This is a genomic window from Kiloniellales bacterium (assembly GCA_030064845.1).
Lineage (GTDB): Bacteria > Pseudomonadota > Alphaproteobacteria > Kiloniellales > JAKSDN01 > JASJEC01.
In genome coordinates this window covers 37,381-57,463 of the sequence record JASJEC010000040.1, presented here as the reverse complement: position 1 = coordinate 57,463, position 20,083 = coordinate 37,381, and the positions used below count along the sequence as shown (strand labels likewise).

The following is a 20,083-nucleotide window of genomic DNA, read 5'->3' as shown; positions in this document are numbered from 1 at the left end:
TCGGCGGTCTGCTACCGCGCGGCCTCGCTCTCGCTCGGCGGCGAGGGCTTCCTGGTTCAGGCCGCCTTCACCCTGGCCTGCGTCACGGTCTTCCAGACCTTCGCCATGACCGCCTGGTTCGCCTGGCGTGAGCCCGCGACCCTTGGCCGGGTCGCCGGCTCCTGGCGCCAGGCGGCCTGGATCGGCGTGGTCGGCGTGACCGCCTCGGCCTGCTGGTTCATCGCCATGACGATCCAGAACGCCGCCTATGTCAGGGCCCTCGGCCAGATCGAGCTGGTCTTCACCTTCATCGCCTCGGCGCTGGTCTTTCGCGAGCGCAGCAATCGGAAGGAGCTGGCCGGCGTCGCCCTGGTCGTGGCCGGCCTGCTGCTTCTGCTGCTGGCCGGTTGACAGAGGCCGGGGCGGGCGGCTTAGCTCTGGCCATGGCGATCACGGTTCAGAGCATCCACCGCTACGCCCTCAAGGGGCTCCCTGGGGAGACCCTGGAGCGGACCGAGCTGGCGCCCGGCGAGGGCCTGCCCCACGACCGGCGCTTCGCCATGGCCCACGGCACCACCCAGTTCGACCCGCGGAACCCCGAGTGGATGCCCAAGACCAACTTCCTCATGCTGATGAAGGACGAGAAGCTGGCCAAGCTGCGTACCCGCTTCGAGCCCGAGACGGGGCGCCTGTCGATCGAGCGTGACGGCAAGCAGGTGGTCTGCGGCACGGTCACCGAATCGATGGGCCGCACCCTGATCAACCAGTTCTTCGCCAGCTACATGGCCGGGGCGACCCGCGGCGCGCCCAAGCTGGTTGAGGCCGAGGGGCACCGCTTCTTCGACATTCCCGAGAAGACCGTCTCAATCATCAACCTGGCGAGCGTCCGGGACCTGGAGCGGGTCGCGCGGCAGAGCATCGACCCCCTGCGCTTCCGGGCCAACGTCTACATCGAGGGCGCGGCGGCCTGGGAGGAGTTCGGCTGGGTCGACCGCAAGATCACCCTCGGCGGGGCCGGGCTCGAGGTGGCCGCCCGCATCGACCGCTGCGCCGCGACCCACGTCAACCCGGCGACGGCCGAGCGCGACCTCAACGTGGTGCGCTTCCTCAAGGCGGGCTTCGGCCACATCGACATGGGGATCTACGCCCGGGTGGTCTCGGGCGGACCCCTCGCGGTCCGCGACGCCCTGACCCTGGCCTAAAACGGGCGCTGGAGCCGCGACTCCGGGCCGGCTGCGCGCCCGGGGCTGATCTTCCTACATATCTGATCTTTCTACACAAAGGTCACAGTCTTCGGACTTTGTTAAGGCTTGGCGCAGACTATATTGCACCGCAGCATTCCGTTGCATCCCGCGAGCGCCCTTGCCGCTGTCATGGCGGCGCTCGCCACCCCGGACGAGAGGGAAGGGCACTTGGGAACGCAAGACAGAAAGGCCGACGGCCCGACGTGGCAGGCGCGGCTCGGCGAGGCCGCCCGGCAGCTGCTGGGCGCGGCTCCGGCGGCGCCGGAGGGATCGAAGCCCATCGCGCTCGCGCTTCAGGGCGGCGGCTCCCACGGCGCCTTCACCTGGGGCGTCCTCGACCGCCTGGTCGAGGAGGAGTCGCTGCACATCGAGGCGCTCAGCGGCGCCAGCGCCGGCGCCATGAACGCGGCGGCCTTCGCCTGCGGCTACCTCGAGGGCGGCCGCGACGGCGCGAAGGAGCGGCTCGCGGCGCTCTGGCAGTCGGTCGCCAAGATCGGCAGCATGGCGCCGGTCGGCACCCACCCGCTGAGCCACCTGCTCGGCGGGCTCCTGGGCGAGGGCGGCAACCTGCGGCTACTGTCCCAGGTCACCTCGCCCTATCAGCTCAACCCGCTCGACATCAACCCACTGCGCAGCCTGGTCAACGAGCTGATCGACTTCGGCCGCCTGCGGCGCACGCGCAAGCTGAAGCTCTTCATCTCGGCGACCAACGTGCACACCGGCAGCCCGCGGCTGTTCAGCAACGGCGAGATCACCAGCGACGTCCTGCTGGCCTCGGCCTGCCTGCCGAACCTGCACCGGGCGATCGAGATCGACGGCGACTACTACTGGGACGGCGGCTTCACCGCCAACCCGCCGGTGCTGCCGCTGGTGCACAAGGCGGCGTCCCCGGACATCCTGATCGTGCACATCGACACCCAGGCGCAGCACGACCTGCCGGTCTCGGCCTCCGAGATCGAGAAGCGCCTTCAGGCGGTGCTCAACAACGCGCCGCTGATCCGCGAGATCCACCTGATCACCGAGCTGCGCTCGGCCGTGCCGTCCGACAGCGATCTGGGCCGGCGGCTCAAGGGGCTCGGCCTGCACCATATCCTGCCGCCGGACTCCATGACCCGCAGCGAGGTCGGCAGCAAGCTGAAGACCGACTCGAAATTTCTGAACACGCTGAAGGATCTGGGGCGGGCCTCCGCCGAACACTGGCTGGCCGACCATCTGGGCCAGCTGGGCCGCGGCCGCGCGCCCGAGTTCGAGGACCGGCTGCTCGAGCACTCGAGGCCGGGCTTCGCATCGACTCGCCGCTACCGGATGACCGGCAGCTGAGACGCTACGCAAAAATCTAGGTAGAGAGGCCCTCGGACTCCGCGTCGGACGCGGGTGACCCGCCGTCCTTTTCCTCGGGCGCGGTGTCCTCGTCGCTCTTGGCAGCGCCATTCGCCTTACGGCGTCCGCGCGGACGGCCGCGCGCGGCGCGGCGCGGTGGCGCCTCTTCGTCGGAACCGTCACTCTTCGCGGCCCCGTCGCCCTTCCCGTTGCCGGCTTCGTCGCCCGCGTCGGCCTCGGTCTCGCTCTGCGAGGCGCCGCGGCGGCGACCGCCGCCGTCGCTACCCGCCGGGGCGGCGTCGGGCGCACCGTCGACCTGCGGCGGCCACATGCCCTGGGCCTGGTTCTGGTCGATGAAGGGCTGCTCCATCTCCAGGGGCGGCTGCTCGGACGGCCCGGGCTGCTGGCCCTGTTGGCCGCGCGTCTGCTCGCGGTCCCGCGGCTGGTCGGCCCCGTTCTGGCTATGCTCGCCACGGCCTTGCTGCGGGTTGGCCCGCCGCGGATCGGTCGAGTCGTTCATGATCCGGAAGTAGTGCTCGGCGAACTGGAAGTAGCCCTCGGCGGCGACACGGTCTCCCGATGCGGCGGCGTCGCGCGCGAGCGAGAGGTACTTGTCGTAGATCTGTGTCGCGTTGCCCCGAACGCGTACATCGGGGCCGTGGCTGTCGTAGGTCTGGCTACGCGGTGAACCGTGTTGCTTTCTGTTCGGCCGGCCACGAGGCCGCCGCACATTGTTCGCTGGTCTCATGTTTCGTTACTTTAGCCCGTTGAATGAAAGCGGAGGCAAATCCACTCGCGTCCCCTCGCCCACCGTCATCCCGACGATTTTGCGAGCGCCCTTCACGCGGCCTTTTGGGGATCGCGGCGCGTCCCTCTGGAACGCTGGAGCCATAAGCTCAGGACCCAAAGGTAATGGTGTTCGCGTGGCATTCCAACCCATTTTTTTGCCCTCGATCAATTCTCGGCCCGGTCTCGCTCAGAGCCCGGCGAGGATGCAACGTTCCAGCCCGGCGAGATCGCAACGACGATCGAACACGCGCAGTCCTGCTCTGCTCAGAATCTCGACAACGCAATCGGCCTGGCCGGCGCCGACCTCGAGGGCCAGGATGCCGTCGCGGGGGAGAAGCCGGCCCACCCCCTCTGCCAGGCGACGGTAGGCATCCAACCCGTCTTCGCCGCCGCACAGCGCGCCTCGGGGATCGTAGAGCGCGACCTCCGGCGCCAGTGCGGCCATGTCCGAGTTGATTATATAGGGTGGATTACTAACGATAACTTTCCACTCACCGCCGAGGCTCTCGCACCAGTCGCCGACCACGAAGCGGCTGCGCGCCGCGAGGCCGAGACCGTACGCGTTCGCCCTGGCCTGGCGCGCCGCCTCGAAGCTGCGGTCGAGCCCGAGGCCGAAGGCGCGGGGCAGCTCGGCCAGGAGGGCGAGCAGGAGGCAGCCGCTGCCGGTGCCGAGATCGAGAATCGGGATCGCGGCGTCGCGGTCGGCGCAGCGCTCGAGCACGGCCTCCACCAGGGTCTCGGTCTCGGGGCGCGGGTCGAGGGTCGCCGGCCCAAGAGCGAACTCCAGGCCCCAGAACTCCCGCCGGCCCAGAATGCGCGACACCGGCTCGCGCGCCGCCCGACGCGCCACGAAGCCCTCGAAGCGCGCCGCCGCCGCCGCCGCCAGCCGCCGTTCCGGCCAGGCGGCGACTTGGGCGGCGTCGGCCTCCAGGGCCTCGGCCAGGAGCAGGCGGGCGTCGCGCCGCGGCTGTTCCACGCCGGCGTCCGCGAGGCGCGCCGCCGCGCGCCCGAGGGCTCGTCCGACGGTCTCGCCGTCCACCGCCGCGCGGCTCATTCCGCGGCGGCGAGCCGGGCCGCCTGGTCCTCGGCGATCAGGGCCTCGATCAGCTCGTCGAGGGCCTCGCCGGCCAGGACCTGGTCCAGCTTGTAGAGCGTCAGCTTGATGCGGTGGTCGGTCACGCGGCTCTGGGGGAAGTTGTAGGTCCGGATCTTCTCCGAGCGGTCGCCGCTGCCGACCTGGCTGCGGCGGGCTTCGGCGCGCGCGCTGTCGAGCTCCTCGCGCTGGCGCTCGTAGAGCCGGGCGCGCAGCACCTTCATGGCCTTGGCCTTGTTCTTGAACTGCGATTTCTCGTCCTGGCAGGAGACCACGACGCCGGTCGGCAGGTGCGTGATGCGCACCGCGCTGTCGGTCGTGTTGACGTGCTGCCCGCCGGCGCCCTGGGAGCGGAAGGTGTCGATCCGCAGGTCCTTGTCGTCGATCTGCACGTCGACCTCCTCGGCCTCGGGCAGCACAGCGACGGTGGCCGCCGAGGTGTGGATCCGGCCGCCCGACTCCGTGACCGGCACGCGCTGGACCCGGTGCGGCCCGGACTCGAACTTGAGCCGCGCGAAGACGCCCGGGCCCGAGATCGCCGCGCTCGCCTCCTTGTAGCCGCCGATCCCGGTCTCCGAGACGCTGATCGGCTCGAAGCGCCAGCCGCGGCCGGCGGCGTAGCGCTGGTACATGTGGAACAGCTCCTCGGCGAAGAGCGCGGCCTCGTCGCCGCCGGTGCCGGCCCGCACCTCGAGAATCGCGTTGCGGTCGTCGGCCTCGTCCTTCGGCAGCAGCAGCAGCTTGACCTCCTGCTCCAGCACGGGCACGCGCCCTTGCAGGCTCCTGCGCTCCTCCTCCGCCAGGGCGCGCATCTCCTCGTCGGCCTCGGGATCGGCGACCAGCGCCTCGACGTCCTCGAGCTCGCGGCGCAGGGCGCGCAGCGCCTCGACCTGCTCGACCACCGGCGTGAGCTCGGCCAACTCCTTGAGCTTGGCGGTATAGTCCGCCGACCCCGGGTCCGGGTGATCGGTGATCAGGGCGTTGAGCTCGTCCCGGCGCGTCACCACGCGGTCGAGCTTTCGTTCCAGACTCAAGACTCTTTCTCCTCATCGGGCGGCGGCGCCCCGCGATCCAGGCGGAACAAGCGCTTGATCGCCCGTTCCGCGGCCGTGGCCTGTTCCGGGTCCTCGGCCGCCAGGGCGCGGAGCGTCTCGCTCGGGTCGTGCAGCAGGCGGGCGATCAGCAGCTTGGTCGCCGCCGCCGCGTCCTGGCGGCCCTCGTCCAGGACCTCGCGGCGCACCGCCTCGAAATGGCCGCGCAGGGCGGTGACCGTCGGGACCGCCGCGCGCTCGGCCCGGCGCAGCAGGAAGGCCGCCAGGCTGTCGTCCAGGACCCGCCACGCCTCGCTGGCGACCGCCTCGCGGTTCGCCTGGCCTTCCCGCGCCACCGACTCCAGGTCGTCGAGATCGTAGACGAAGGCGTCGTCCAGTCCGTCGACCGAGGGCTCGACGTCGCCGGGCACGGCCGCGTCGATCGCCAGGATCGGCTTGTTGCGCCGGCTCTTGAGCGCGGCCGCCACCATGGCCTCGGTCACCGTGTGCCTGCCGGCGCCGGTCGCGGTCACGACGATGTCGGCCTTGACCAGGGCCTCGGGCAGTTCGTCGAGCGGACGGAAGTGGCAGCCGAGCCGCCGAGCCGCGGCCTCGGCCCGGCGCAGGGAGCCGTGGAGCACCGTCAGCTGTTCGAGCCCGGCCTCCTGAAGCTCCAGCGCCATGAAGTCGCCCATCTCGCCCAAGCCTACCAGCGCGGCCTGGCAGCGCGCCAGATCGCCGTGCAGATCGCGCGCCACCATGACCGCGGAGGCGGCGATCGAGACCGGCCGCTCGGCCACCGCGGTCTCGGCGCGCACCCGTTTCGCCGTGCCGTAGGCGGCCTGCAGCAGGGGCTCCAGCTCGGCCCCAAGCAGACCGGCGGCGGCGGACAGCCGGTGGCACTGCTTGACCTGGCCCAGGACCTGCGGTTCGCCGACGATCTGGCTGTCGAGCGAGGACGCAACGGCGAAGAGATGGCGCAGCGCCGCCTCGCCGAGATGATGATAGCTCTGGGCTCGGACCTCCTGGACCGGCACCGCCCCGCGCCGGGCGAAGACCGGCACCAGGCGTTCGGGCGCCGTCTCGGGCGCCGGATCCAGCGCCACGATCTCGAGTCGGTCGCAGGTCGCCAGCACCAGGGCCTCCTCCAGGCCGCTGGCGCCGATTTCCTGCAGCAGGCCCGTGTGTTCCTCGATGTCCATGAGCAAGCGCTCGCGCAGCGCCGGCGTCGCGGAGCGGTGGTTGACACCGAACACGAAGAATCGCCCGATCGTATCCCGCCGGTCGGCCATGGCGGGTCGCTAGCGGAACTGGACGAGCCGGTCGCTCAGTGCGTCGAGGGACACGAGTTCCTGCTCGCCCGTATCGAGGTCGCGCAAGGTCGCGGCGTTCCGGGCCACCTCGTCGGAGCCCAGAATCAGCGCCGCGCGCGCCTTCACCTTGTCGGCGCGCTTCATCCGCTTCTTCAAGTTGCCGCTGAAGGTCAGCTCGACGGCAAAGCCGGCCTGCCGCAATTGCTGGGCCAAGGTCAGGGCGGCCGCCTCGCACTCGGCCCCGACCGGCACCACGGCGAAGGGCCGCGGCGGTTCATTCGGCTCCTCGATCAGCATGGCAAGCCGCTCGATCCCTGCGGCCCAGCCGGCGCCCGGCGTCGAGGGCCCGCCGATCAGCTCGACGAGGCCGTCGTAACGTCCGCCGCCAAGGACCGTGCCCTGGGAGCCCAGCTCTGTCGTGATGAACTCGAAGACGCTGTGGGTGTAGTAGTCGAGTCCCCGGACGAGGCGCGGATTTAGCTGGTAGGCGATGCCGATCGCATCCAGGCCGGCCTTGACCTGCTCGAAGAACTCGACGCTCTCGGCATTGAGATAGTCTTCGAAGGAGGGCGCGTCCGCGACCACCGAACGGTCGCCCTTGTCCTTGGAATCGAGGATGCGCAGGGGATTGCGCTCGAGCCGATCCAGGCTGTCCTCCGACAAGCGGTCGCGGTGCGCCTGGAAGTATTCAACCAGCGCGTCGCGATAAGCGTGGCGGCTCTCCGGATCGCCCAGGGTATTGAGCTCCAGGGTCGTCTTGTCCAGAACGCCGAGCGCGTCCAGCACGTGCGCGCCGACCGCGATGATCTCGACGTCGCCCAGCGGCTCGGCCACGCCGAGCAGTTCCACGTCGATCTGATGGAACTGCCGCTGGCGGCCCTTCTGCGGGCGCTCGTGGCGGAACATGGGGCCGGCGTAGAAATACTTCTGCGGCAGGGTCTGGGTCAGCCCGTTCGAGATCAACGCCCGCGCGACCCCCGCGGTAGCCTCGGGCCGCAGCGTGAGCTGCTCGTCGCCGCTCGTGGAGAAGGTGTACATCTCCTTGGTCACGACGTCCGAGGTCTCGCCCAGAGTGCGCCTGAAGATCTCGGTGAACTCGAACGCCGGCGTGGTCATCTCGTGATAGCCGTAGCGCTCGGCGAGCTCGCGCGCCGTCTCGACGACGAAGCGGTGTCTGCGCATCTCCTCGGGCAATATGTCGTGGGTGCCGCGAACCGGCTGCAACGCAGACACAGATTTCTCCGTCTTGGCGTAAGAGCCGGCGGCCTACGAGCCGGCGGAGGCGATCCTCGGGGTTTCGCCGGCCTCTTCGGCCGCTTTCGCGGCCTCGATCTCGGCCGCCTTCTGCTCGACCAGGCCGACCAGGTGATCGACGATGCTCTCGTCCTTGAGCCGGTGATGGGGCAGGCCGCTGATGTAGACCTGGTGGGTGCCGTTGCCGCCGCCGGTGAAGCCGATGTCCGTCTCGCGCGCCTCGCCCGGCCCGTTGACCACGCAGCCGATCACCGAGAGGGTCATGGGCGTCGTGATGTGGGCCAGCCGCTCTTCCAGGACCTCCACCGTCTTGATCACCTCGAACTGCTGCCGCGCGCAGGACGGGCAGGAGATCACATTGACGCCACGGTGGCGCAGCCCCAGGGCCTTCAGCATGTCGAAGCCGACCTTGATCTCTTCGACGGGGTCGGCCGAAAGCGAGACCCTGAGCGTGTCGCCGATGCCGGACCAGAGCAGATTGCCTAGTCCGATCGAGGATTTCACGGTGCCGCTGCGCAGGCCGCCGGCCTCGGTGATGCCGATGTGCAGCGGATAGTCGCAGGCCTCGGCCAGCCCCATGTAAGCGGCGACCGCGAGGAACACGTCGGAGGCCTTGCACGAGATCTTGAACTCGAAGAAGTCCTCGTCCTCGAGCAGACGGGCGTGGTTCAGCCCGCTCTCCACCATGGCTTCCGGACAGGGCTCGCCGTACTTCTCCAGGAGGTCGCGCTCGAGCGAGCCGGCATTGACGCCTATGCGCATGGAGCAGCCGTGATCGCGAGCCGCCTTCACCACCTCGCGCACCCGCTCGCGCGAGCCGATGTTGCCCGGGTTGATGCGCAGACAGGCCGCGCCCGCCTCGGCCGCCTCGAGGGCGCGCTTATAGTGGAAGTGGATGTCGGCCACGATCGGCACGGTCACTTCCGGAACGATCTTCTTGAGCGCGGCCGTGGAGTCCTCGTCGGGGCAGGAAACCCGCACGATGTCAGCGCCGGCGATCTCCAGATCGCGGATCTGCTTGATCGTCGCCGCGACGTCGGAGGTCAGGGTGTTGGTCATGGACTGCACGGAGATCGGCGCGTCGCCACCGACCGCAACCTTGCCCACCTGGATCTGGCGCGACTTGCGACGGACGATGTCGCGATAGGGTCGAACGCTCATAGCGCGGAAACTCCATGGCTTTTCGGCGGCTTGAAATCGGGCCGGCCGCTGGATATGGCGCGCGCCGTAACCCGCCGCCGCCTGCGCCACAAGATGCGCTGGAAAGGGGGGAACTTCAACCCTGCAGGAAACGCGGTAGGGCTTGTGATCAGCGCTGGGTCGCGCCGCTGACGAGCCGGTCGACCTCGAGCTGGACGTTTCGGCGCACCGATCCGGCCGGGCCAAGGGGGCCCAGATTCCGGCCGTCGATCAGGACCTCTACGCCGCCCGCGTTGCCGGTCTGGAGCGTGATACCCAGACGGTCCGGCACACGGTAGGTGTCGCCGGCCTGCAGGACCCGGGTCAGGAGCAGCTCGTCGGTTCCGGCCCGGACCTGGACCCAGGAGTCCTGGGTTGCCCGGAGCACGATCCGCGAGGTGTCGTTCTCGGCGCCGTAGACGCGGGGCTCCCTGGCTCGGGCGGCGGTCTGGGTCCCGGCCGCCGCCGGCGCCGGGTCGAGTTCGGGCGGCTTGGGAATCGGCAAGGGACCTGTCGACGCCGCCTCTCCGCCCGCCGTCTGCTGCGCTGCCGCTTCGGGCGCGGCCGAAACGCTGGGGGCCGCCTCGGGCTCGGCGGCGGCCGGGCGCGGCGCCGCGGCCACGGACGGCAACGAGGCCGGTACCGTCTCCGATTGCCGGCCCGCTTCCGCCACCGGTGCCACGGCCGGTTCCGGGGCCGGTTCGGGCTCGGCCGCCGGCTCGGGCTGACGCGCCGCCAGGGTCTCCGCCTCGGCCAGCGGGGCCGCTTCGTAGGCCGGAACCTCGAAATCGGCAGCCGCCGGCGCCGGCTCGTCCGCCCCGTCGGACGCCGCCCCGTTGGACGCCGCCTCGTCGCCGCGCGCGCCGTTCTCCGGCGCGGCCACCGGCAGGGCCTCTTTCGGGCCGCCGTCGGCGAGCGCGATGTTGGCACTCACTTCGGATCCGTTCAGGTTCGAGGCCGTGGCCTCCGCCTGCGCCCCGTTCGCACCGCCGGGCAGGGTTCCGGCCTCCTCGTCCAGGAGGCCTTGCAGCCTGTTGGGTACCGCGGGGACGAGTTCGGCGACCTGGGGCTCCGGCTTGGTGAAGAAGCTCCAGGTGCCGTAGGCGAGGGCGCAGAGCACGAGGGAAACCAGAATCAGCGCGGCGCCCGGTAAGCGGCTCTCCGAGGTCGGGACCGGGAAGACCAGCTGCGTGGCGTCCTGGCGGCCGGCCATTTCCTCCTTGAACCGGCGGGCCAGGTCCTTGCTGTCCAGGCCCAGGTAGTCGGCGTAGCTGCGCAGGAAGCCGACGGCGTAGGTGGTGCCGGGGAGCTTGTCGAAGTCCCCGTCTTCCAGGGCCTGGAGATAGACGTGCCGGATGTTGAGCGAGGCCGCGACATCGGCAATGGTCTGATCGAAGCTTTCGCGGGTGCGGCGCAGTTCCTCGCCGACCTGTTCGCCGGAGGGCTTGGCGGCCAGGGGCTCGCCCACGTCGCCGGACAGTGCGGCGTCGGGATCGTCGGAGACCGCGCCCGGAAGGCGGAATGTCCTGGCCGGCGGGTTGGACTCTTCCCCCGCGGCGGACCCTCCTTCTCGCTTTACGTCGTCGGCCTCAGTCACCCGATTACCTCACCACCTCGGCGGCCTGACCCGGTCGCCGTGTCTGACTCGCACGGCCCGGCAAAGCGATTGGCGACCCCGTGAACTGCCGACCCCCGTGGGCGCGGCGGGATCGATCATTCCGCGTCGAGGCCATAGGCCGTATGCAGCGTCCGCAGGGCGAGCTCGGTGTACTCCTCAGCGATCAAGACGCTGACCTTGATTTCCGAGGTCGAGATCACCTGGATGTTTATACCCTTTTCAGCGAGCGCTTTGAACATCTGCTGTGCGACGCCGGCATGGCTGCGCATGCCGACGCCTATGACGGAAACCTTGACGACGTTGGCGTCCGCCAGGATATCCGCATAGCCCAGATCGGTGCATTTTTCCTTAATGACTTCAACGGCTCGGCCCAGGTCGGCCTCGCTGACCGTGAAGGTGAGATCGGTGCGGTCCCGCTCCGCGGACACGTTCTGCACGATCATGTCGACGTTGATCGACGCGTCGGCCAAGGGGCCGAAGATTTGCGCCGCGACGCCGGGCTTGTCCGGCACCTGGAGCAGGGTGATTTTCGCCTCGTCCCGGCTGTAGGCGATTCCACTGACGACTGCCTTTTCCACGATTTCTTCCTCGTCGACCACAAGGGTCCCTGGAGTGTCATGAAAGCTCGAGCGTACCTGTACCCGTACGGCGTGCTTCATCGCCATTTCCACCGAGCGGGTCTGTAGGACCTTGGCCCCTTGCGAGGCCATTTCCAGCATCTCCTCGTAGGTGACACGGTCGAGCTTGCGCGCCCGGGAGACGATCCGCGGGTCGCTCGTGTAGACCCCGTCGACATCGGTGTAGATGTCGCAGCGCTCGGCGCGCAAGGCGGCGGCCAGCGCCACCGCCGAGGTGTCGGAGCCGCCGCGCCCGAGCGTGGTCACCCGGTTCTGGGGATCAACCGCCTGGAACCCCGGCACGACCGCGACCTGGCCCTCGGCCAGCCGCTCGACGATGCGTCCGACGTCGATCTCTTCGATCCGCGCGCTGCCGTGCGCGGTGTCGCTGTGGATCGGGATTTGCCAGCCCAGCCAGGAGCGCGCCGAAACTCCCAGGCTCTGCAGCGTGATGGCGAGCAGTCCCGCAGTCACCTGCTCGCCGGTCGAGACCACCACGTCGTACTCACGCAGATCGACGAGTTGGCCGACCTGGCGCACCTGGCCGATCAGGTGATCGGTCTGGCCGGCCATGGCGGAGACCACGACGGCGACCTCGTCGCCGCCGGCGACCTGGGCCTGCACCCGTTCCGCCACACTGCGAATCCGCTCGATGCTGGCCACCGAGGTGCCGCCGAATTTCATCACGATCCGGGCCATCGAGGTCTCCGCAAAGACAGGTGGGCGCGTAAAGAAACCGGCGCCGAGGGCAGTTGCCTGGGCGGCGGCGGCTATCCATACTCTCAACGCGCGCGGCGAGGCAAGATCCCCGTCGCCCGGACCCGGGCGCAGCGCGCGACCGCAACGAGCCGCGGCGAGGACCGCGGCAAGGGAACGCCGAGACGTGAACACGAGCGCGCGACCGAGCCTGGACCCGGAAGAGATTGCGAAGTTCGCCGCCATGGCCGAGGCCTGGTGGGATCCCGAGGGGCAGTTCAAGGCGCTGCACCGGCTGAACCCGACCCGGCTGGCTTTCATCCGAGACCGGGCGGCACGTCATTTCCGGCTGGATCTGGACGAGCCGGCGCCGCTTTCGGGGCTCAGCGTGCTCGACGTCGGCTGCGGCGGCGGGCTGCTGGCCGCGCCGCTCGCCCGCCTGGGGGCCGCCGTCACCGGGATAGACGCGGCGGCGGAGAGCATCGAAGTTGCGCGCCTCTACGCCGAGGAGCAGGGCCTTGAGATCGCCTTCCGCAACGCCGCGGCGGAGGATCTCGCGCGCGAACGCGCGGCCTTCGATCTGGTGGTCAACATGGAAGTTGTCGAGCACGTAGCCGACGTGCCGGCCTTCATGGATGTCTGCTGCGCGTTGGTGCGGCCGGGCGGCGCCATGGCGGTGGCGACCCTGAACCGCACGCCAAAGTCCTTTGCCTTGGCCATTGTCGGCGCCGAGTACCTGTTGCGCTGGCTGCCGCCCGGCACCCACGACTGGAACCGCTTCGTCCGTCCGGACGAGCTGGTCGAGGCGCTCGGCGCCGGCGGCCTGCGGTCGACCGAGCTGACCGGAGTCGCCTACAACCCCCTGGCGGACAGCTGGCGGATGACCCGGGACAGCGACGTCAACTACATGATTTTTGCGGTGAAGGACGAGGCGGCGTAGAGGCCGTCACTCGTTCCACTCGGCTTCGACCCGTTCGGCATAGTCCGCCGGCTCCGCGGCCGAGGGAACGGCCGTCCAGCCGCCGCCGGACTTCCGGTAGACCTGCAGCCGGTGCGGATGGCGTTCAACGGCGCCCGATATGGCGTCTTCGAGATCGCTCCGGTCCGCCCAGACGGCGCCGCATTCACCGCAGCCCCAGAAAGGCTGCTCGGTCTCTTCGTCGACCAGACAGACCCAGCCTTGGCAGGCCCGTGTCGGGCAGCGCAGGTCGTCGCTCACGGACGTCAGGAGTTCTCGCGCGGCAGCCAGGGGATGCGCTGGAACTTGACGCCCTCTTCTTCGAGGGACTTGGCTTCATCGGGGCTGGACTCGCCGTAGATGCCGCGCGGGTCGGTCTCGCCGTAATGGATCCGGCGCGCCTCCTCCGGGAAGCGTTCGCCGACGTAGTCGCAGGTCTCCTCGACCTGCTTGCGGACCTCCTGGAGCGCCTGCCGCACGGCGGCGGCCTTGTCGGTAGCCCGGGTCTCCGAGCCTTTCCGGCTGCGGGCCAGATTTGGCGCCATGGGCGCCTTTTCGATCTTGCTGGAGCCGCAGACCGGGCAGTCGACACGGCCGGCCTTCGCCTGCTTTTCGTAGGCGGCGCTGTCCTTGAACCAAGCCTCGAAGACGTGGCCGTCCTGGCATCTGAGGTCGTAGAGGATCATCGCGACGGGGCCATTTCCTGCTTTTCGTGACGTTGCGATTCCAACATCTTACCAGCAAGTGGCGATTTTCGGGGAAATTGGCAAGAGATGGCGGCAGCTCACCAACCGGACAACGGCAACCACGACGCGCTCCGGGAACCATCGGACTGGGTCGTCCGCTTCGCCGGCGCCGTGCCGGCCGGCGGCGCCGTGCTTGATCTGGCCTGCGGCGGCGGCCGCCATGCCCGGCTGTTTCTCGAGCGAGGGCACCCGGTTGTGGCGGTCGATCGCGACCTCTCAGGCCTCGCTGACCTGGGCGATCACGCGGGACTCGAGAGGCTGGAAGTCGACCTGGAGGATGGGCGGCCCTTTCCCCTGGCGGGCCGCAGTTTCGCCGGCGTGGTGGTGACCAACTACCTCTTCAGGCCCCTGCTGGCGCCCCTTGTCGCTGCGGTCGAACCGGGCGGCCTGCTGATCTACGAGACCTTCGCGCGCGGCAACGAACGCTTCGGAAAGCCCAGCAATCCCGACTTCCTTCTCCGTCCCGGCGAACTCTTGGAAGCCGTGCGGGGGCGGCTCAGGGTCCTGGCCTACGAGGACGTCATCGTCGAGCGGCCCAAGCCATCCGCCATCCAGAGGATCTGCGCTCGTTGCGAGTGAGCAAGGGCCGTCAATCCGGCTGGCTTTCGAGTGGCTCATAACGGGCCACGACCTCAATGGGGCCGACAATATGGCGGTTGAACTCCTCCAGCTCCTCGGCCGGCACCCAGAGCTCCTGATGGTCGGCCGCCCCAACGGTCTGTACCGGATAGCGATCCAAAAACCGGGCCTCGACCGCAAAACGCGTTACGTAGCCGGCGCCGCTCGCTTTCACGTTCCAATCGCGGGCGATCAAGCTGGCGTAGTCCTGATTGAGGACGGGATAGAAAATCGGCTGTTCCGGGAGGCGCGGCGGGAAAGCCCGCCAACCCGAGGCCTCGATCAGCGCGAGCTCTTCCGGGCCCACCGGACGGAAAAGAATCTTGGTCGCCATCACGGGCCACCGGAATCAATCGAACGGCGCAGCCGGAACTTCGATCGGGTCAACTGCCGGCCTCGGCCTCAACGGCGACCGGTGCCTCGCCCTCCGTCGAGCAGAAAGTGAAGTCTCTGTCATTGCTGAGGGAAGGCACCATCGCGCGCGCCTTCGCCACCGCCGCGGGATCGATCTCGGCCACAACGACGCCGGGCTCGTCCCCGCCGTCGGCCAGCACCTCGCCCCAAGGGTCCACGATCAGGGAATGGCCGTAGGTCTGGCGGCCCTCGGCATGCTCGCCGCACTGGGCCGGGGCGAAGACGTAGCAGCCGGTCTCGATGGCGCGGGCGCGCAGCAGCACGTGCCAGTGGGCCTCGCCGGTGACCCGGGTGAAGGCCGAGGGGATAGAGAGGAAGTCCGCCCCGGCCTGGGCCAGGTGACGGTAGAGCTGTGGGAAGCGCAGGTCGTAGCAGATCGTCATGCCGAGCCGGCCCCAGGGCAGCTCGGCCAGGACCGCCTGCCCGCCCGGGCGGTAAGCCCGCGACTCCCGGTAGGTCTGCCCGTCTGCGACCGCGACGTCGAACATGTGGATCTTGTCGTAGCTGGCGGCGACCCGCCCGTCCGGTCCGATCAGGAACGATCGATTGGCCAGGCGCTCGGGGCCGACGCTGACCACCAGGGAGCCGGCCAGCAGCCAGACGTCCAGTTTCTGGGCCAGGGCCCGCAGGGCCGTGAGGCCCTGATGGTCCGGCTCGGGCAGGGCCTTCTCGAAAGCCAGCACCCGGCGCGGTTCCAGCATGTCCGTGACCTCGGGGGTCATGATCAGCTGCGCGCCGGCGTCCTTGGCCTCGCGCGCCAAGCCTTGCACCGCGGAGATGTTGGCTGCCGGCTCGCGCCCCGAGGTAAGCTGCAGGCAGGCGGCGCGAAACGGCGCCGTCATGCCGCGCCCTGGAGGAGAGGGTCCAACCGCCCCTCCCCATCGAGGGCGTAGAGCTCGTCGCAGCCGCCTACGTGGGCATCGTCGATGAAGATCTGGGGTACGGAGGTGCGGCCCTGGGCGCGCTCGGTCATCTGGCGGCGCAGGGCGGGCCGCATGGTGACGTCGATCTCTTCGTAGGAGACGCCCTTGCTGTCTAGCAGCCGCTTGGCCCGCGAGCAGAAGGGGCAGAACATGCTGGAGTAGATCTCGACTTTGGCCATGGTCGTCTCCGATAAGGGATCGCGGTCAGCGCCCGGTTACTTCAGCCCGGTTACTTGGGGACGAGACGGATCTTTTCCATCAAGCGCGTTGGGTGCCGGCGGCGTGAAGCAGGGCCGGCGAATAGCGCCAGGTCAGCACCGGCTCGAAGGCGACCCGGCGATACCAGCCCTCGAGGCCCGCGGCCTCGCCGGCCGCGTCCGGTAGGGCCGGGCTGATACTGAAAGGCGGCCAGGGTGACAGCGGGACGAGCCGCGCCACGAAGGGCCGAAACTTGGCCATGGGCAGCGCGGAGAGCAGCTGGCCTGAGGGATCGGCGCCCGCGATGCCGGCCTCGGGTCCGTCGAAGCCGTAGCTGGCCTGGGGGTCGAAGCTGTCCGCCGGCCGGCTGTTCTCCGCCGCACCGAGGCCTGCCTTCCGGCGCCAGCGCCGGCGCCACGGCCCCGCCCGGTTGGACGGGGGCCGATAGGCGCCCCCCTCGGACCGCCATCCCGCTCCCGGAGCGTCGCGCCGGCCGAGCGGGCCGAAGACCGCCAGGTGATAGCTGCGGAACCAGAAGAACCCGCCTTCGCCCTTGTGAATCGCCCGGCCGCCCCGATCCTTGTAGGCCTCCAGCGCCGCACGCTCCACCGCATCCAGACCGCTTTCCTCGGTGGCGCAGGAGCAAAGCTCGAGCAGGTGCAGGGCCCCGCCTTTGCCTGCCGCGGCGTTCGCCGCGCGCCAGGAGCCGACGGCCGGCGGGGCGAACAGGCGCCAGGTCTCCCGGCTGCCCCGGTTCGCCGCGCCGACACGCCCGATGGCAAACCGGCCTTCCGTCGGCGCCGCTTCGTCGTAGAGAGCCACGTCCCGGCCGTCGAGCGGCTCCCAGCGAAGGGCGACCAGGATCCCCTGGATCTCGCCGCCGTGGGGCGCCCCCGATTGTTCGCCGAAGGCCGTGGACAGGAAGAGGTGCCCGCGCCCGGTGCGGTACCAGTGAGCCGGCGGCGGCGCCGCGCGTCTCGCCGGAGATTCGCGCTCGAGGCGCGACGGCGCGGGTTCGAGAGAGAGCTCCTGGGTCACGGCCGGTCGGGCGCCTCGCGCCTGCGCGGATCGCCCTCGGCCGGCTGGTTCGCGCTCCGCGGGCGGTCCCGATCGTCACCGTAGAGGTGGGAGAGCAGCACGAAGCGGCGTCCGCTGGTGACCGTGAGAATCTCATGGAGGAGCGAGGAGGAGAAGATCAGTGCCGCGCCGGTCGGCAGGCGATAGCGCTGCTCGCCGTATTCCCGGAAGACCAGCTCACCGCCCTGGTACTCCTCGTGGTTGAGGCTGAGGGAGAGGGCGAAACGGCGGTGCGCCAAGGCCGGCGTGGAGTTGTCCCGGTGGCCGATCGAGAAGCCGCCGCGCAGGCCCTGGTAGCAGGCCAGGTGGTAGGCCTCGCGCCGGGTCACCTTGTACTGGAAGGCTCTCTGGATCTCGGGCGCGATCCGTCGGTTCAGCGCCCGGTCGAGGAGAGCCTGGACCTCGGGGTCGTTGATCACGTAGTCGACCCGGTCGGCGCGCCGGTGGTCGCCGACCCGGATCTTGAAATCGTACTGGTCGTCGGGGTCGTCGGGCTCGTTCCAGGGGGTCCCCGGCCGGTCGTGAAGGGCGATCAGGAAGCGGCACTCCTCGGGGCTTAGCACCCCTGGAATCTGCAGGATCGGCGGGTGCATCACCGCCTCGGCGGCGACCCTCGGCGCGGTCAGCCGCTGGACCTCGGCCAGCGCGGCCGCCGCGTGGTCGGGCGCCCCCGGCCCGACCAGGAAGCGGGCGATCTTGAGCGCCGGCGTCAGCACGCAGGTCAGGACCTCGGGCTCGCCGCGGCAGCCGGCAATGGCGGCGTAGCCCCGGCTGATGTCGCCAACGAGGTCGGCCAGCAGGCGGAAGGGCAGACCCAGCTCTTCCCGGTCGGTCGCGTTGATCCCGATCGGCTGGCGGGTAACCGCGACGATCAGGGCGCCCTCGGCGGCAAAGTCCCCGTAGCGGTCGCGAAACCCGAGCAGCTGCGCGCGCGCCGGGGACTTCGCCGTGCCCCGCAGAAAGACAAGGACGACGGGCCGTCCGGCCACGGCGTCCGAAGCCAGGCTCCACCCCGTGCCGCCGTGATCCGGCAGCATGAAGCGGGGCGCCGTTTCTCCGATGACGCTGGGCGGCGGCCAGGAGACGGCCGCTTCGCCGGGCTGGGCGCGATCTGTCGGTGTTGCGGGCGCGGGTTTCATTCCTGGCAGAAACGCGGACTATCCTAAGTGCGTCCATCTATGGAAGGGCGGGAAGTAAAGGTCAAACCACTTCGACATCCGCGAGCGGCGCTCAAGCCCGCCGCTGCGGGCGGATTACCCGGGCCAGCACCAGAACGTCGACCGCGGCCGCGCCGCGCCGGCGCAGCGCCTTGGCGCAGGCCTCGACCGTCGCCCCGGTGGTCAGAACGTCGTCGACCAGCAGCACGCGCTTGGCTTCGACCCGCGCCCGGCGCTTGGGCGGCACGTCGAAGGCGCCGGTCACGTTGCGGCGCCGCGCGGCAGGATCGAGACGCCCCTGGGACGGCGTGTGGCGCCGCCGGACCAGGAGGTCGGGCACCACCGGCAGGGCGGCCTGGGCGCCCAAGGCGATCGCCAGCAGGGCCGCCTGGTTGAAGCGCCGGGACAGGAGACGCCAGCGGTGCAGCGGGACCGGCGCCACCAGATCCGCACTCTCGATCAGCTCAGCCCCGGCGCGCCGCATCAAGCCGGCGAAGACCGGCGCGGCGTCGGTCCGGTCGCGGTGCTTGAAGGCGATCACCAGGTCACGGCTCCGCTCGTCGTAGCGCATCACGAAGCGGGCGCGGTCGAACGGCGGCGTCTCGCGGCTGCAGGCGCCGCACAGCGCCGAGGGGCCGAGATCGAAGGCGAAGGGATAGCCGCAGCGCGCGCAGTGCGGCGGGGCGGCGAAGCTGATGCCGCGCCAACATGACGGGCAGAGCGCGCCAGCGCGGTCCACGGCGCAGCCGCAGCCCAGGCAGCGGGGCGGCAAGAGCACGTCGACGGCGGCCTCCAGCGCGCCGCCGAGCCTCCGGCCAAGGCTCTCTGTGCTACCCATGATGGAAGCTTTCCCGCGCACCCAACGCCTGTCAACGGCGGCTTGGCAGCGGGCGGCCCGGTGGGGCATGGTGCTGGCCATGAACGAGAGTGTCCTGGTCTTCGACCGGCGGGCCGTCCGGCGCCGACGCGACCGCGCCGCCGCGGGTTTCGGCGCGCACGACTTCCTGGTGCGCGAGATCGGCGAACGGCTGGTCGAGCGGCTGGAGGACATCCAGCGCCGTTTCCCGCTTGCGCTCGACCTGGGTTGCCACACGGGCATCCTGCGCGAGGTCCTGGCCGGACGCGGCGGTGTGGAGATGCTGGTGCAGGGCGACCTCTCGCCGCGCATGGCGCGGGCGGCGGCGGCGCCGGGGCACCCGGCCGTGGCCGCGGATGAGGAGTTCCTGCCCTTCGCGCCGGACTGCTTCGATCTGGTCGTCAGCGCGGCCTCGCTCCACTGGGTCAACGACCTGCCGGGCGCGCTGATCCAGATCCGCCAGGCGCTCAAACCGGACGGGCTGTTCCTCGGGGCGATGCTGGGCGGCGAGACCCTGGTGGAGCTGCGCGGCGCGCTGCTCGAGGCCGAGGCCGAGGTCGAGGGCGGCGTCAGTCCGCGGGTCTCGCCCTTCGCCGACGTCGCCGACGCCGGCGGTCTCCTACAGCGCGCCGGCTTCGCGCTCCCGGTCACGGACCGCGACCGGATCACGGTGACCTATCCCAACGCCCTGGCGTTGATGAAGGAGCTCAGTGCCATGGGCGAGAGCAACGCCGTCGCCGAACGCCGCAAGGCGATGAGCCGGCGGCACACGCTGTTCAGGGCGGCGGAGATCTACCGCGACCGCCACGGCGCCCCGGAAGGCCCCTTGCCGGCCACCTTCGAAGTGGTCTACCTCACCGGATGGTCGCCCCATCCGTCACAGCAGCAGCCCCTGGCGCCGGGCAGCGCGCGCTCCCGTCTGGCCGATGCCCTCGAAACCGTCGAGCGCAAGGCCGGCGATCCAGCCCAACCGGATTAGGTTGCTTTTTCATGAGCCTGCCGG

General features: G+C 70.1%; 22 protein-coding genes. 6 read left to right on the top strand and 16 right to left on the bottom strand.

Going from position 1 to position 20,083, the window contains the following annotated elements:
- The 3 genes from QNJ67_14620 to QNJ67_14610 form a co-directional block, all read left to right on the top strand.
- Positions 1-390: EamA family transporter (locus tag QNJ67_14620; protein ID MDJ0610208.1), on the top strand; the 390-nt coding region annotated here is incomplete at its 5' end.
- Positions 391-422: 32 nt separating this feature from the next.
- Positions 423-1,181, top strand: coding sequence for an MOSC domain-containing protein (locus QNJ67_14615; GenBank protein ID MDJ0610207.1), 759 nt, complete (start codon positions 423-425; stop codon positions 1,179-1,181).
- A 210-nt stretch (positions 1,182-1,391) separates the two neighbouring features.
- The gene (locus QNJ67_14610) at positions 1,392-2,543 is read left to right on the top strand and encodes a patatin-like phospholipase family protein (protein MDJ0610206.1); all 1,152 of its coding nucleotides are present in this window, start codon (positions 1,392-1,394) and stop codon (positions 2,541-2,543) included.
- A 16-nt stretch (positions 2,544-2,559) separates the two neighbouring features.
- Here QNJ67_14610 and QNJ67_14605 read toward each other — a convergent pair whose 3' ends face one another.
- The 8 genes from QNJ67_14605 to QNJ67_14570 form a co-directional block, all read right to left on the bottom strand.
- The gene (locus QNJ67_14605; protein MDJ0610205.1) at positions 2,560-3,291 is read right to left on the bottom strand and encodes a DUF4167 domain-containing protein; all 732 of its coding nucleotides are present in this window, start codon (positions 3,289-3,291) and stop codon (positions 2,560-2,562) included.
- A gap of 228 nt (positions 3,292-3,519) precedes the next feature.
- A complete protein-coding gene (gene prmC / locus QNJ67_14600) occupies positions 3,520-4,386 on the bottom strand; it encodes a peptide chain release factor N(5)-glutamine methyltransferase (protein ID MDJ0610204.1) in 867 nt (288 codons plus the stop codon).
- Positions 4,383-5,459, bottom strand: a complete 1,077-nt coding sequence (gene prfA, locus QNJ67_14595; protein ID MDJ0610203.1) for a peptide chain release factor 1 — start codon at positions 5,457-5,459, stop codon at positions 4,383-4,385. Before prfA ends, prmC begins: the two co-directional genes overlap by 4 nt.
- The gene (gene hemA / locus QNJ67_14590) at positions 5,456-6,748 is read right to left on the bottom strand and encodes a glutamyl-tRNA reductase (GenBank protein MDJ0610202.1); all 1,293 of its coding nucleotides are present in this window, start codon (positions 6,746-6,748) and stop codon (positions 5,456-5,458) included. Before hemA ends, prfA begins: the two co-directional genes overlap by 4 nt.
- A 9-nt stretch (positions 6,749-6,757) precedes the next feature.
- Positions 6,758-8,002 (bottom strand): histidine--tRNA ligase, encoded by a 1,245-nt coding sequence (gene hisS / locus QNJ67_14585; protein MDJ0610201.1) that lies wholly within the window; start codon positions 8,000-8,002, stop codon positions 6,758-6,760.
- A gap of 33 nt (positions 8,003-8,035) precedes the next feature.
- Positions 8,036-9,184, bottom strand: a complete 1,149-nt coding sequence (gene ispG, locus QNJ67_14580; GenBank protein ID MDJ0610200.1) for a flavodoxin-dependent (E)-4-hydroxy-3-methylbut-2-enyl-diphosphate synthase — start codon at positions 9,182-9,184, stop codon at positions 8,036-8,038.
- A 148-nt stretch (positions 9,185-9,332) separates the two neighbouring features.
- Positions 9,333-10,799, bottom strand: coding sequence for a DUF4115 domain-containing protein (locus tag QNJ67_14575; protein ID MDJ0610199.1), 1,467 nt, complete (start codon positions 10,797-10,799; stop codon positions 9,333-9,335).
- A 116-nt stretch (positions 10,800-10,915) separates the two neighbouring features.
- Positions 10,916-12,136, bottom strand: coding sequence for an aspartate kinase (locus QNJ67_14570; GenBank protein MDJ0610198.1), 1,221 nt, complete (start codon positions 12,134-12,136; stop codon positions 10,916-10,918).
- 184 nt (positions 12,137-12,320) lie between these two features.
- On the opposite strand from QNJ67_14570, the gene ubiG reads away from it, so the two are divergent.
- The gene (gene ubiG / locus QNJ67_14565; GenBank protein ID MDJ0610197.1) at positions 12,321-13,073 is read left to right on the top strand and encodes a bifunctional 2-polyprenyl-6-hydroxyphenol methylase/3-demethylubiquinol 3-O-methyltransferase UbiG; all 753 of its coding nucleotides are present in this window, start codon (positions 12,321-12,323) and stop codon (positions 13,071-13,073) included.
- Positions 13,074-13,079: 6 nt separating this feature from the next.
- Here ubiG and QNJ67_14560 read toward each other — a convergent pair whose 3' ends face one another.
- Together QNJ67_14560 and QNJ67_14555 are read right to left on the bottom strand one after the other, a co-directional pair.
- A complete protein-coding gene (locus QNJ67_14560) occupies positions 13,080-13,352 on the bottom strand; it encodes a hypothetical protein (GenBank protein ID MDJ0610196.1) in 273 nt (90 codons plus the stop codon).
- Positions 13,353-13,357: 5 nt separating this feature from the next.
- Entirely contained in the window at positions 13,358-13,777 is a 420-nt protein-coding gene (locus QNJ67_14555; protein MDJ0610195.1) for a DUF1178 family protein, read from the bottom strand.
- 87 nt (positions 13,778-13,864) lie between these two features.
- Here QNJ67_14555 and QNJ67_14550 point away from each other — a divergent pair, with 87 nt between their 5' ends.
- The gene (locus QNJ67_14550; GenBank protein ID MDJ0610194.1) at positions 13,865-14,416 is read left to right on the top strand and encodes a class I SAM-dependent methyltransferase; all 552 of its coding nucleotides are present in this window, start codon (positions 13,865-13,867) and stop codon (positions 14,414-14,416) included.
- A gap of 10 nt (positions 14,417-14,426) precedes the next feature.
- Here QNJ67_14550 and QNJ67_14545 read toward each other — a convergent pair whose 3' ends face one another.
- The 6 genes from QNJ67_14545 to QNJ67_14520 all read right to left on the bottom strand — a co-directional run bounded on the left by QNJ67_14545 (position 14,427) and on the right by QNJ67_14520 (position 19,062).
- Complete coding sequence (locus tag QNJ67_14545) at positions 14,427-14,789, bottom strand: hypothetical protein (GenBank protein MDJ0610193.1); 363 nt, start codon at positions 14,787-14,789, stop codon at positions 14,427-14,429.
- A gap of 49 nt (positions 14,790-14,838) precedes the next feature.
- Positions 14,839-15,711, bottom strand: a complete 873-nt coding sequence (locus tag QNJ67_14540; protein MDJ0610192.1) for a carbon-nitrogen hydrolase family protein — start codon at positions 15,709-15,711, stop codon at positions 14,839-14,841.
- Complete coding sequence (gene grxC, locus QNJ67_14535; protein MDJ0610191.1) at positions 15,708-15,971, bottom strand: glutaredoxin 3; 264 nt, start codon at positions 15,969-15,971, stop codon at positions 15,708-15,710. The genes QNJ67_14540 and grxC overlap by 4 nt, the downstream gene beginning before the upstream one ends.
- Positions 15,972-16,050: 79 nt before the next feature.
- Positions 16,051-17,028 (bottom strand): hypothetical protein, encoded by a 978-nt coding sequence (locus QNJ67_14530; GenBank protein MDJ0610190.1) that lies wholly within the window; start codon positions 17,026-17,028, stop codon positions 16,051-16,053.
- Complete coding sequence (locus QNJ67_14525; GenBank protein MDJ0610189.1) at positions 17,025-18,206, bottom strand: redoxin domain-containing protein; 1,182 nt, start codon at positions 18,204-18,206, stop codon at positions 17,025-17,027. Before QNJ67_14525 ends, QNJ67_14530 begins: the two co-directional genes overlap by 4 nt.
- Positions 18,207-18,297: 91 nt before the next feature.
- Entirely contained in the window at positions 18,298-19,062 is a 765-nt protein-coding gene (locus QNJ67_14520; GenBank protein MDJ0610188.1) for a ComF family protein, read from the bottom strand.
- Between the two features lie 79 nt (positions 19,063-19,141).
- Between QNJ67_14520 and QNJ67_14515 the strand changes: the two genes are divergently transcribed.
- Entirely contained in the window at positions 19,142-20,059 is a 918-nt protein-coding gene (locus QNJ67_14515; GenBank protein ID MDJ0610187.1) for a methyltransferase domain-containing protein, read from the top strand.
- Positions 20,060-20,083 lie beyond the last annotated feature (24 nt).

Coding starts and splice junctions, on each gene's coding strand:
- QNJ67_14615 (MDJ0610207.1), top strand. CDS start 423: ATGGCGATCACGGTTCAGAGCATCCACCGCTACGCCCTCAAGGGGCTC.
- QNJ67_14605 (MDJ0610205.1), bottom strand. CDS start 3,291: ATGAGACCAGCGAACAATGTGCGGCGGCCTCGTGGCCGGCCGAACAGA.
- prmC (MDJ0610204.1), bottom strand. CDS start 4,386: ATGAGCCGCGCGGCGGTGGACGGCGAGACCGTCGGACGAGCCCTCGGG.
- hemA (MDJ0610202.1), bottom strand. CDS start 6,748: ATGGCCGACCGGCGGGATACGATCGGGCGATTCTTCGTGTTCGGTGTC.
- ispG (MDJ0610200.1), bottom strand. CDS start 9,184: ATGAGCGTTCGACCCTATCGCGACATCGTCCGTCGCAAGTCGCGCCAG.
- QNJ67_14570 (MDJ0610198.1), bottom strand. CDS start 12,136: ATGGCCCGGATCGTGATGAAATTCGGCGGCACCTCGGTGGCCAGCATC.
- QNJ67_14555 (MDJ0610195.1), bottom strand. CDS start 13,777: ATGATCCTCTACGACCTCAGATGCCAGGACGGCCACGTCTTCGAGGCT.
- QNJ67_14550 (MDJ0610194.1), top strand. CDS start 13,865: ATGGCGGCAGCTCACCAACCGGACAACGGCAACCACGACGCGCTCCGG.
- QNJ67_14545 (MDJ0610193.1), bottom strand. CDS start 14,789: ATGGCGACCAAGATTCTTTTCCGTCCGGTGGGCCCGGAAGAGCTCGCG.
- QNJ67_14540 (MDJ0610192.1), bottom strand. CDS start 15,711: ATGACGGCGCCGTTTCGCGCCGCCTGCCTGCAGCTTACCTCGGGGCGC.
- grxC (MDJ0610191.1), bottom strand. CDS start 15,971: ATGGCCAAAGTCGAGATCTACTCCAGCATGTTCTGCCCCTTCTGCTCG.
- QNJ67_14525 (MDJ0610189.1), bottom strand. CDS start 18,206: ATGAAACCCGCGCCCGCAACACCGACAGATCGCGCCCAGCCCGGCGAA.
- QNJ67_14520 (MDJ0610188.1), bottom strand. CDS start 19,062: ATGGGTAGCACAGAGAGCCTTGGCCGGAGGCTCGGCGGCGCGCTGGAG.
- QNJ67_14515 (MDJ0610187.1), top strand. CDS start 19,142: ATGAACGAGAGTGTCCTGGTCTTCGACCGGCGGGCCGTCCGGCGCCGA.